Genomic DNA, 10,523 nt, shown 5'->3' with positions numbered 1-10,523 from the left:
CAACTGTTCAACTGTTCAACAGGCTAGGGATCCACAAAGAGAGGATCGACCAAGAAAAGCGCTATACGGAAAAAAGGCGCTAGTGCGCCTTTTTTCAATTGAGAGTATTGAGAAAAATAATCGTTCTTAACACGCTACTATACCTGATGTTTGAAGCATTCTTCCAAGTTCTTGCCAATTGCTCTCAAAACATCAGTTCTGGTGATAATACCCACCAGTTTTCGATTATCGATCACAGGGTATGCTTTAGGTTTTCCAACCTGCATCATGTCCGCCAATTCAATAATGGATAAGTCAGGTGACACCGACAGCACTTCTTGGTACATGCAGTCACCCACAAGGTGTGTGTCTTGGCAGAAGTAACTGACCTTCACAAGTTTCTCGAGTAAATCCTGCTCTGAAAGGAAGCCAATCACTTGTTCGTTATCATCGATTACGGGCCCACCCATATGGTGGCTACGCATCACTTTGTCTAACGCTAGACTTAACGGCATATCAGGAGTAAATGTCACAACCTGCTGCGTCATGTAATCTTTCACTTTAATAGAATGCATTGCGTTCTCCCTAAATACTTTGCGTCATATATTTTCTATCTTGTTAAGTTAATTGTTGTCTAAAATCTTGATTTTACTAAATGGATTTCAACAATTTTATTGATAGGCAAAACCTAACAAGACAAAAAAGTGAGACAAACAAAGGGTTGAGCACGTTTTCGAACGCCAGAAAAAAGAAAAAAAAGAGCCCTTACAAAGCCTTACTTTCCCTTGCTTAACCTTACTTAGCCGAGCTAGCCTGCGTAAATAAACCCTGTAATCTTCACCTCACTAATAATTAGAAATCCCGTTTTAGGAAGTTTATGCAACACGACAACAACATGTACGCGTATATTTACGCAGGTAACGACGGTACAGAAAACACACTCATCGCCACTATCGATAATCAAGAAAAACCGCTGATATCAAGTTGCGTTGATGAGATAAAACGCATGTCATGCTTAGCCATTGATTTAGCAGCAAAACACGACCTAAAAGTGAAGCTGGTGAAATATCAAAGAGAACAAGAGATCGACTTCGGCCTATTCGTTAAATAGTGAATCCGACACTGATTTGGTTAATCTCTAACTGGCAGCCATAGTAGTATTAGCAAGCGCAATAGCCGTGAATGGCTGCCGAATTCGACCTGACAAGCCTAACGGGTAAAGGCTATAATGATCAGACGGCGCCCTTGCCGATTTTCATTGTCCAAATACGGTTTACTATGTCTTCCCAAACCCCACCTAAAACGTATCTAACGAATTCCTTATCTAAGTTAAAAAGCTACTTTAGTGAGTTATTGGATTTCCAATCACGCATTTGGGTGGTTCATATCTTTGAAGACTCTATTACCGATCAGTCGTTTGTGATTAATGAAGATGGCTTTAAAGAACCGCTAGAGTGGATGAAAAAACGTGATTACCAAGCGAGAATGCTTGATCGTGTTGATAAGATGAAAATCTCACAGGTGATTGAGATTCAGTTCGAAGACAAAATGCATCGCTTGATGCGAGTGAAGTAGCTTTATTGTTTGGGCGTTCACGAAAAGCCCTTGCTAGAAATCAAGTATAAAAAGGCCAGCGCTCGCTGACCTTCTCTCATTGATTACAAACCACCATCTAACGCGCACAATACTCATGCCACAGGCGCACCGCTTTCTGGTATGCCTCAGTTTTATCGTGCGTTTCTGCAAAGAGAATGGCTGTCATGCTGTCGACAACGGTATTCGCCATTAGCGCCATATCTTCAGCCGATGTGCCAAGTACACATTGACTAGGAAGTGGCAGCTCTAGGTTCATCATCTCTTCCCAGTAGAACGATTCGACTTTGTCAGGAGAGCTCATCCATACCGTTTGGCTAACTTTAGGATTATATTCCGACTCACCGTTCATCCCTTTGAATGAAATCACCGAGTGGGATTTATTTCCGATAACATGCTCAACTTCCGCATGAAGTTGTGGAAAGCCAGGATGGAAACTGCCACGCAGACCTAAACGGCCACCACCAGGATTCAATGCTCGAACTACCGTGTTAATTGGTGTTCTCAAACCGTAGCGGTGTTTCCAACCAATCATGGTTTGTGCTTCGGGCGCAAAGTTAGCTAGCGGTAAATAAGCAATGCCGTCTTGTTCAAGAATCGACTTAGCATGTTCAGGGCTCTCAGCACTTTGCACACCGACATCTTGCAAATGGCTTTCAACGTGCGTCCTACCGCTCAGCTTATCCATATAGCCATGCATTAACACTTTATAACCATTGTCAGCGAGTATTTTTGCTGCCAACAAGTTCCAAGGCTTGCCACTGGCGTTATCGTTACGTTTACCCGCGTAACACGGCCAATCAATATCGGCGCCTAAATCTGGCACTCGAGATTGAAACGCTTTTACAAAGCCAGCGATCTCTTCATTGGTTTCATTCTGCACACGAATCAGCATCAGTAGCATAGCCATTTGGTCGTCACCGACTTCTCCGCTTAAATACTCATCCATGATGCGGTAGGCTTGTTCGAACGATAAAGGCTTACGCCCTCTTTCTCCTCGTCCAACTGTACGAATACACTCTAAAATACTACTCATTGATTGTTTATTCTCTTCCGTTGATATCAATAAAATTCGAATACACTTTCGATTCTATGATACCCACAGTGCATTGCAAAGCGATTCAGTTGCTATCGACCGAATTACCAATACGCGGATTGGTGTTCTAAAAGTAAACTTACTGGTGTAAAATTAGCGTATGTAATGCTAACCGCGACATATTGAGTAGTATCCCGATGACTGTAAAAAAAACGCTGAGCCAAAGAAAACGTGAATCGATCGTTGCCGCTGCTATCGCAGAGTTTACTGAGCATGGCTACAAGGCCACCAGCATGGATAAAATATCGAGTCGCGCAGAAGTATCAAAGCGCACCGTATACAATCACTTTGCCAGCAAAGAACTTCTTTTAGATGAGATTCTAGACAGCATTTGGAGCAAAACTCTGGCCGCAACGCATTTCCCATATCAAGCAGAACTGCCACTTGAAGAACAGCTTTCCTCGATAGCCAATCAAGAGCTTGAGTTACTTGAGTCTGAAGGCTTCATCGACCTGTCACGCGTTTTGTTCTCAGAGTATTTCCATAACGCAGAACTGGCGCATCAAGCGATGGAAAAATATTCCCAAGCAGAAAGTGGACTTACAACCTGGATTAAAGCCGCGTTGGCAGACGGTCGTTTAGTAGAACTAGACCCACAATTCGCCTCCACGCAGTTCATTGGTCTGCTTAAGTCTTTTGCGTTTTGGCCGCAAATCATTGGTCATGTGCCGTCACCGGATGCTGCACACAAGCAAGTGCTCATTACTTCAAGTGTCGAGATGTTCCTTAAACAATATCAGGCGTGATTTTGGTGGTTGACGAGAATTCAACCACAATAAAACCATCACTGCTATCCGCTGTTATTTTCCCTATACTGCAACCCACTTTCGTCATTACGACTCAGTAAAACTTCAACTTTAGGTAGCCCTATGATTACTTTCACCACCAACTTTGGCGATATCGAGATTGAACTGAACCTTGAAAAAGCGCCAGTAACGTCGAAAAACTTCCTTAAATACTGCCAAGACGGTTTCTACGAAGGCACGACATTTCACCGTGTTATTGAAGGTTTCATGATTCAAGGTGGTGGTCACACTATCGACATGACAGAAAAACCAACTCGCGCCCCAATCGTCAACGAAGCAAACCGTGGTTTGAAGAATGTGATTGGTTCTGTGGCAATGGCTCGGACTGATGCACCACATTCTGCAACGGCGCAGTTCTTCATCAACCTTGATGACAACGATTTCCTAGATCACACCTCAACAACCAATGCTGGCTGGGGTTACGCGGTATTCGGTAAGGTTTCAGCAGGTATGGATGTGGTAAACAAAATTGCGAAAGCACCAACAACCATTCGCTGGGGACACGAAGATGTGCCTTGCGAAGATATTGTGATTACAAAAGTCACTATTCGCGACTAATTCATTCACGTCCTTTCCCGCCCCTAGTGCATTCGAATTGATGGCATAAAGAAAAGAAGGCTGTGCGATAGGACTATGGTGGTAAAGGTTCGACTTTACCACCTGTATTCAAAGCTCGTTGTTAGAATAGTTACCAGCGAGAACGATAAGTACGGTGACACCCTTTGCACGTCTTATTCGCAGAATTTAACCCTTGCTCTGCACTCGACAAGTCTTGTTCAACACTCGCCTGATAAGGCTCAGAAAAGCACTTGAAGAACAACTCGTTCCTATCCGCGTTCACTGCTTAGCAAGCTTAGTGCTTAGAAATTATTACACTCTGAACGTGTATTGAAAAACAACCCACACTCGGCCTTGCGCCGAGTGTTTTATTTTCGTCTCGACCATTTGATATAGCAAAATAGTGAAGCAATGATCACCGCCCCACCGAGCAGCTTCTGCATCTCTACACTTTCGCCAAGCACACTCACACTTAACAGCAGCGTCCACACAGGCTCAAGAATCATGATCAATGCCGCCACTTCCATGTTCACGGAGTGCTGACCGACCGTTTGTAGCAAGTAACGAATAGACGTTGCGATCACCGCAGAGACAATAAACCAGAAGACTAAGGTTTTGGTGATTTCGAACTCCGGCTGAGCTGTCATAGAAGCAAAGGCTAAACCACTCACACCCACCACAAACAGTTGCACACAGATTGATGCGATAGGCTTGATATTGGTAATCACACGCTTGTTCATCACAAAGTGAACAGACAACAACATCGATGCTAGTAAGAAATAAATCTGACTCTGCTCAACATGCCAGCCGTTACCCAAAGTCAGCAACAGCATGCCAATAATCGCGATCGGGAAAGACATCCAAAACGCGCGATTAGGCTTAACTCGAAACAAAATCCAAGACACAAACGGTGCAATGATCATGGCTAAGCTCATGATGAATGCCCCTTCCGACAAGCTTTCAGTCACCGAAACTGCAAACACCCATACCTGCAATGAGGCAGACAACAACAAACCCACGCCGCAAAGAGACAGAATCTGCTTAAACGAAAGCTTACGAATATGGTGAATACAAAATGGCAGAAGAATAAGACTCGCGACGAGGAATCGCACACCAATGAACACTGGCCCAGGCATTTCTAATACCACCAGCTTAGATGCAATCCATCCCACCCCAGCTAGCAGGGTGGCAAATAGAAGGTAAAGCTCTCCGCGCATCGCTTTCACGTTCATCATTTTACTTAGTCCAATAACAAAAAAAGCAACCCGACTCTGCAAGGTTGCTTTTTATAAACATTCAACAGGATCGAGATACTATCTCAATACTCTGCTTCAGGCAGCTGTTTTTAGCCTGCGTATTCTGGGTAATCCGTTAAACCTTTTTCAGCACCACCGAACAATGTGTTTGGATCGTGCGCTGCAAGTGGGTAACCATTTTGAATACGAGCTGGTAAATCTGGGTTCGCAACGAATGGACGACCAAAACCAACCATGTCAGTTACGCCTTCAGCAACGGCTTTTTCGCCACGCTCGCTATCGTATTTACCCGCATAAATAAGGACACCCTCGTAGGCTTCACGAACTGCTGCTTTAAATGCTTTTGGCGTTTCAGGTGCATCGTCCCAATCAACTTCTGCAATGTGCAGGTAAACAATTTTGTATAGGTTAAGTAGTGCTGCTGCCGCTGTGTAAGTCTCTACTGGTGTAGCGTCAACCGTACCATTCAACGATGTGAACGGAGCAAGGCGTACACCAACACGGTCAGCACCAATCGCTTCAACCATAGCTTCAACCACTTCGCCTAGGAAACGTAAACGGTTTTCAATTGAACCACCGTATTCGTCAGTGCGGTTGTTTGCTTCAGAATCGATGAATTGGTTGATTAAGTAACCATTCGCTGCGTGAAGTTCGATACCATCAAAGCCTGCTTCAACCGCATTCAAAGCCGCTTGGCGATACTGTTCAACCACCTCTTTGATGTCTTGTTTCGTCATTTCACGAGGTTCAACCACATCAACAAAGCCCGGTTCATCAGTACCGTTATCGATGAATACCTTTACGTTTTGTGCTTTAAGTGCAGAAGACGAGATTGGCTGTTCACCACCAATGTTGTCTGGGTGTGTTACACGGCCTACATGCCAAAGTTGAGCGAAGATAACGCCCTCTTTTTCATGTACGGCATCAGTCACTTTTTTCCAACCAGCGATCTGCTCATCAGAATAGATACCCGGAGTCCAAGCATAGCCTTGACCCATAGGTGAAATTTGTGTGCCTTCAGCAATAATCAAACCTGCAGAAGCACGCTGAGCGTAGTAAGCCGCCATCATATCGTTTGCTGAATTACCAGGTTGCGTTGCGCGAGAACGCGTCATCGGTGGCATAACAATACGGTTTTTAAGCTCGATATTACCAAGTTGAATTGGTTGAAATAGTGCGTTTGTCATTGTTATATCCTCGATTAACCTAGTTGAATCAGTTCGATTTGGTAGCCGTCTGGGTCAGTAATAAAAGCGATATGAGTTGAGCCGCCTTTCACTGGACCCGCTTCGCGAGTGACGTTGCCACCTAGCGATTTGATTTTGTCACATGCTGCGTAAATATCTTCTACACCCAATGCCAGATGACCAAACGCGCTGCCCATCTCGTACTCATTCGTATCCCAGTTGTACGTTAGCTCGATAGTCGTGCCGCCTTGCTCATAGCCAACAAAAACCAATGTGTAGCGGTACTCTTTGTTTTCGTGGCGTTCAAGTTCCTTCATTCCCAATACCTTGGTGTAGAACTCGATAGACTTGTCTAAATCAGTAACTCGGATCATTGTGTGTAGGAATTTCATATTTCGCCCTTTTTAGCCCAGCAACCTGAGCCGATATAATCGTGAGTGGAGGTTACCCACTTCTTTGTTAGGGTTAATATACGAGCTGACAGCAAATAAATGAAATTATCATAAATTCTCATTGTGATAATTTTTTATTATAACTCACTTAATACAAGTGATTTGTTAAGAAGATATTTGGCAAACAAAAGATAGGGCGACGATCAGAAAGCGGAGCGCCAACTGTTTAGTGATTTAGACATGTCATTAGTCGTATTGATGATCTGCTCTCTCAACCACTTATGTGCCGGATCGGTGTTCTGTTTTTTCAACCAAATGAGGTAATGAGAGATAGGCTGATAATCGAAAGGCGGTTTGAACAACTGTAACCCAAGACGTTCCTGATACTGGTTCGCCATAGAAAGCGGCACAACAGTGATGTAATCAGTCTGGCTACACAGCATTAGGTTACTGGCCATAGAGCTGCCGTGAATTACAATTTTACGCGAGGATAAGTCTAACGAAGTGTAGTGAGTCAAACTTCTTACTTGGCGACGTGTTCTGGCTAAAACCGCATGTTGCTCACTGAGATATTGCGCCTCGGTGATCTCACCTTTGATCCTAGGGTGCCCATTTCGGCAAACAATCACAAACTCACTGTCGTAGAGCTTTTCGCTCATCATGCTTGAATGCTCAGGCAACACAATGTCGATCATCAAATCAAACTTCTGAGTTAATAGATCCTCATGGACTTGATCATCACTATCTGGTTGGTCATACACCTCAAGAGATAAGCCTTGGTTAGATAACTGAGAAAATCGATCGAGCAACATCCACTTTAAATGTTCGGGAACCGAAGCCACAAACCTGCGCTCTGTACTCGCTTCATCAAACCAAGCCATACCTTGAAACACGCCGTTGAGCTCGTGTATTGGCGCTTTGATTTGCTCATACAAGCTTTGCGAGTAAGCAGTAGGCACAACCCCTCGCCCACTGCGCACAAACAACTCTTGACCAATTTCATTTTTCAGTCGGCCGAGCGCAGTGCTGATCGTCGATTGATTGGTATTCAAATGATCGGCAGCCTTACTCAAACTGCCCTGCTCCATCACCGCTGAAAACACAGCCAATAAGTTAAAATTCGGAATGTCATTACTCATGATTCAGTGCTCATTTGGCGATAGATTTAATTATCTTATCGTAAAAGCGATAGAATGAAACAACGGATGCTCATTGAGAAAACAAAACTGAGAAGGAAGCATCATATGGTAAAGAGCAAAAATGTCAGAACAACTCACTCTTTCGAATAGCTGCCACATTCGCCAGATTGGAATCTAAATCTCTTCGCTGTGCCAGTAACGCTTAATCCACCCAAACTCACCCTAGACTGGTCGGAGTATTCAATATTTCCGTCCTGCCTTATTGATACTTTTATAGCCACTTCTATGATCCAGGCTAATTAAATAGACATATTTTATAAGCCGAGTTTGAGCCTGTTCAAATAAACCCACCTCACGTTTAAGCAACCACTCAATTCATCGTAATTACGATAATTCAATATCGCAATAATGCGTAGATAGCACCAGTTACACTTCCTATTATTTCGCCAACAAATCAATTCTTAACCTAAACAGAAAACCTAAAAATGTGTAGATGATGGTGTTGCACACATCACGGAAGACGGCCTTAAAACCCAATGCAGCAAACGAACCTATCAATGGTAGACGTTACTTAAGAATGATTTCGCCAGGTGTTTTTAACACTCTATTCGCGAGAATGCGTTGTCTACGTGGTCAAAGCGATTTTTAATTGTCATCTAGTACTTTTGACTCAGTAGGTCTATACGGTTACGTGAGTTCAACACCTCTTTCAGATGTCTTCTAAAAGTCTTGTACCAAGGCTGCACTTTCTCTCTCCTTATTTAGGTTGAGATATGAACTTTATAAAAATCGTTTTCCAGAAGATCTGGGCCGTTGTGATGGTCTTGATTAAATTCTGCCTGTTTATGGCAGTGATGTTTGCGGGAGCATGGGCTCTTGCACCATTAGGCACAATCCATTCTAAAGACATCGACATGTCTCAATTCAACAATCATCCCAATGAAATGATGATGAACTTCTTCCAGATGGAGTCCTTCTCTGGTTACTTGTTCTCAGTGACCATTGCTGTGGTTTTAGCCGGTGTTTACGGCATGTGGCAGTTGCATGAACTGGGTGTGCATAAAGCAAAAGAGCACAAAAGCGCTCACGTTCAAATCGTGTTTGCACTGTCACTTTGCGGACTCTTCATCAGCAAAACATTCTGGGTTATCGCATTGGTTATCGCATTGGCGAACTGGAAACATATTGGTCAATCACTGAGTGATGTGATTCGCCGTGGTGTACAACCTAAACGAGACGCGACTAATACAGAGGCCTCCGTAGTCCACGTATCACCTGAAGAACCAGTAACGGAGCCGTCTCAAACCAAACAATCTCCAGTAGAACAGTCTCCAGAAGCTCAGCCTTCAAAAGAAAAGACTCCAACAAATAAAGAGGTCGCATAATGAAAGAGATGATGATTCCATACATCCTAATTGTATGGTCACTGTTTGCGACAGGTGCACTGAAGAAGAACTTCAAAAACTACACCTGGGCTGCCATTGGCGGCGTAACAATCCTTGCCGTATTAGCGGTTATCTCTCGCTTATGGGCACCGGTTGATTTAACCAACTCAACCACAGTGAAAGCACCACACGCGGTAATGTCACCTATCTTTGGTCAGCAGATCGACAAAGTGCTTGTTGAGCACAACCAAATGGTTAAAGAAGGCGACGTAATTTACACACTCGTCGACATCGATTCTGCCGCAGACAAAGCAAAGATCGAATCTTCAATTGTTCAGAAAGAAGAAGAAATCAAGCAAATGACTCGCGACTTAGAGCGCGCTGAAACGTCACCTGAAATCTTCAATATGCGTGACGTAGAAAAGTACGACTCAGACCTTCGAGTGCTGCACGCTCAACTTGTGTCGTTAAAAGCCGATCTACAAAAAGTAAATTGGGCGCAAGAGAAGAAAACCATTAGAGCTGAATTTGATGGTCAGGTATCGATAGTGAATATTGCTGAAGGTTCTGTCATGGGTAACATGCACCTCTACAACACCAGCAAAAAATTCCTTGAGATGCGTATTTCAGACCAAACTTACGGCTATGTTCAAGTAGGAGACTTCGCAGAGTTCTTCGTTGATGCCTACCCAGGGCATGTGTTCCGAGCAAAAGTACACAGCTTTAATGCAGGTACGGGGGAGTCAAGTATTTCTCCACTTCAGGGGCCACAAAGCGTCGGTCAACACGTGGTAAGAAACGGTAACGGTTTAGGTCGTACCATCGTACTTGAGATCATCGAACCAGAAGGTTTCAATATCCCAATTGGTTCAGCTGGCGCAGCTTGGATTTCTGCTGAGAAGCCACATCCATTCTGGGGCTTTATTGATGTAATCGGTGCGGCAACGGTTCGCCTACAATCTTACAAGTCTTACTTAGGTGCTTGGTAAGTACTGAGGTTCTCGGTAAGAACTTATATAACAGCCATTAATTCCAAATTAAATGCCCTGAATTTCAGGGCATTTTTGTATCTGTCACAAGCTCATCTGGCTAATTGATTCAGATCAAATAAAAATCGCTAATACAATCATTA

12 protein-coding genes and 1 pseudogene are annotated in these 10,523 nt (G+C 43.8%); 6 read left to right on the top strand and 7 right to left on the bottom strand.

The window, feature by feature from the left end; all coding sequences use genetic code 11:
• Positions 1 to 137: 137 nt before the first annotated feature.
• Positions 138 to 554, bottom strand: coding sequence for a CBS domain-containing protein (locus tag AB4482_RS17395; protein WP_017060213.1), 417 nt, complete (start codon positions 552 to 554; stop codon positions 138 to 140).
• A gap of 302 nt (positions 555 to 856) precedes the next feature.
• On the opposite strand from AB4482_RS17395, the gene AB4482_RS17390 reads away from it, so the two are divergent.
• Positions 857 to 1,090 carry a hypothetical protein gene (locus tag AB4482_RS17390; RefSeq protein WP_017060212.1) on the top strand — a complete coding sequence of 78 codons (234 nt, stop codon included), beginning with the start codon at positions 857 to 859 and terminating at the stop codon, positions 1,088 to 1,090.
• A 167-nt stretch (positions 1,091 to 1,257) separates the two neighbouring features.
• Entirely contained in the window at positions 1,258 to 1,554 is a 297-nt protein-coding gene (locus tag AB4482_RS17385) for a hypothetical protein (RefSeq protein ID WP_029235295.1), read from the top strand.
• 97 nt (positions 1,555 to 1,651) lie between these two features.
• On the opposite strand, the gene AB4482_RS17380 is transcribed toward AB4482_RS17385, so the two are convergent.
• Complete coding sequence (locus tag AB4482_RS17380; RefSeq protein ID WP_372181318.1) at positions 1,652 to 2,638, bottom strand: glycosyl transferase family protein; 987 nt, start codon at positions 2,636 to 2,638, stop codon at positions 1,652 to 1,654.
• Positions 2,639 to 2,805: 167 nt separating this feature from the next.
• Between AB4482_RS17380 and AB4482_RS17375 the strand changes: the two genes are divergently transcribed.
• A complete protein-coding gene (locus AB4482_RS17375) occupies positions 2,806 to 3,414 on the top strand; it encodes a TetR/AcrR family transcriptional regulator (protein ID WP_017066785.1) in 609 nt (202 codons plus the stop codon).
• Positions 3,415 to 3,537: 123 nt separating this feature from the next.
• Positions 3,538 to 4,032 carry a peptidylprolyl isomerase gene (locus AB4482_RS17370; protein WP_017060208.1) on the top strand — a complete coding sequence of 165 codons (495 nt, stop codon included), beginning with the start codon at positions 3,538 to 3,540 and terminating at the stop codon, positions 4,030 to 4,032.
• Positions 4,033 to 4,162: 130 nt separating this feature from the next.
• Here AB4482_RS17370 and AB4482_RS17365 read toward each other — a convergent pair.
• The 5 genes and pseudogenes from AB4482_RS17365 to AB4482_RS17345 form a co-directional block, all read right to left on the bottom strand.
• Positions 4,163 to 4,279 (bottom strand): annotated as a pseudogene (locus tag AB4482_RS17365) (cytochrome c); the annotation flags it as partial.
• Positions 4,280 to 4,400: 121 nt separating this feature from the next.
• A complete protein-coding gene (locus AB4482_RS17360; protein ID WP_017060207.1) occupies positions 4,401 to 5,267 on the bottom strand; it encodes a DMT family transporter in 867 nt (288 codons plus the stop codon).
• Positions 5,268 to 5,377: 110 nt separating this feature from the next.
• Complete coding sequence (locus AB4482_RS17355; protein ID WP_017065285.1) at positions 5,378 to 6,475, bottom strand: alkene reductase; 1,098 nt, start codon at positions 6,473 to 6,475, stop codon at positions 5,378 to 5,380.
• A gap of 14 nt (positions 6,476 to 6,489) precedes the next feature.
• Entirely contained in the window at positions 6,490 to 6,867 is a 378-nt protein-coding gene (gloA, locus tag AB4482_RS17350; RefSeq protein ID WP_017066787.1) for a lactoylglutathione lyase, read from the bottom strand.
• A gap of 203 nt (positions 6,868 to 7,070) precedes the next feature.
• Positions 7,071 to 8,006 carry a LysR family transcriptional regulator gene (locus AB4482_RS17345; protein WP_372115050.1) on the bottom strand — a complete coding sequence of 312 codons (936 nt, stop codon included), beginning with the start codon at positions 8,004 to 8,006 and terminating at the stop codon, positions 7,071 to 7,073.
• 773 nt (positions 8,007 to 8,779) lie between these two features.
• Here AB4482_RS17345 and AB4482_RS17340 point away from each other — a divergent pair.
• Both AB4482_RS17340 and AB4482_RS17335 read left to right on the top strand, forming a co-directional pair.
• Positions 8,780 to 9,391 (top strand): magnesium transporter, encoded by a 612-nt coding sequence (locus AB4482_RS17340; RefSeq protein ID WP_372098169.1) that lies wholly within the window; start codon positions 8,780 to 8,782, stop codon positions 9,389 to 9,391.
• Positions 9,391 to 10,380, top strand: coding sequence for an efflux RND transporter periplasmic adaptor subunit (locus AB4482_RS17335; protein WP_017107610.1), 990 nt, complete (start codon positions 9,391 to 9,393; stop codon positions 10,378 to 10,380). The genes AB4482_RS17340 and AB4482_RS17335 overlap by 1 nt, the downstream gene beginning before the upstream one ends.
• Positions 10,381 to 10,523: the final 143 nt, after the last annotated feature.

Source organism: Vibrio sp. 10N.222.55.C7 (assembly GCF_041473335.1).
Taxonomy (GTDB): Bacteria; Pseudomonadota; Gammaproteobacteria; order Enterobacterales; family Vibrionaceae; genus Vibrio; species Vibrio crassostreae_C.
This window is presented reverse-complemented; position numbering and strand designations above follow the sequence as displayed.

What these genes read in the sequence shown, in the direction of transcription:
- AB4482_RS17395 (WP_017060213.1), bottom strand. Translation starts at nt 554, where the DNA reads ATGCATTCTATTAAAGTGAAAGATTACATGACGCAGCAGGTTGTGACA.
- AB4482_RS17390 (WP_017060212.1), top strand. Translation starts at nt 857, where the DNA reads ATGCAACACGACAACAACATGTACGCGTATATTTACGCAGGTAACGAC.
- AB4482_RS17385 (WP_029235295.1), top strand. Translation starts at nt 1,258, where the DNA reads ATGTCTTCCCAAACCCCACCTAAAACGTATCTAACGAATTCCTTATCT.
- AB4482_RS17375 (WP_017066785.1), top strand. Translation starts at nt 2,806, where the DNA reads ATGACTGTAAAAAAAACGCTGAGCCAAAGAAAACGTGAATCGATCGTT.
- AB4482_RS17370 (WP_017060208.1), top strand. Translation starts at nt 3,538, where the DNA reads ATGATTACTTTCACCACCAACTTTGGCGATATCGAGATTGAACTGAAC.
- AB4482_RS17360 (WP_017060207.1), bottom strand. Translation starts at nt 5,267, where the DNA reads ATGATGAACGTGAAAGCGATGCGCGGAGAGCTTTACCTTCTATTTGCC.
- AB4482_RS17355 (WP_017065285.1), bottom strand. Translation starts at nt 6,475, where the DNA reads ATGACAAACGCACTATTTCAACCAATTCAACTTGGTAATATCGAGCTT.
- gloA (WP_017066787.1), bottom strand. Translation starts at nt 6,867, where the DNA reads ATGAAATTCCTACACACAATGATCCGAGTTACTGATTTAGACAAGTCT.
- AB4482_RS17345 (WP_372115050.1), bottom strand. Translation starts at nt 8,006, where the DNA reads ATGAGTAATGACATTCCGAATTTTAACTTATTGGCTGTGTTTTCAGCG.
- AB4482_RS17340 (WP_372098169.1), top strand. Translation starts at nt 8,780, where the DNA reads ATGAACTTTATAAAAATCGTTTTCCAGAAGATCTGGGCCGTTGTGATG.
- AB4482_RS17335 (WP_017107610.1), top strand. Translation starts at nt 9,391, where the DNA reads ATGAAAGAGATGATGATTCCATACATCCTAATTGTATGGTCACTGTTT.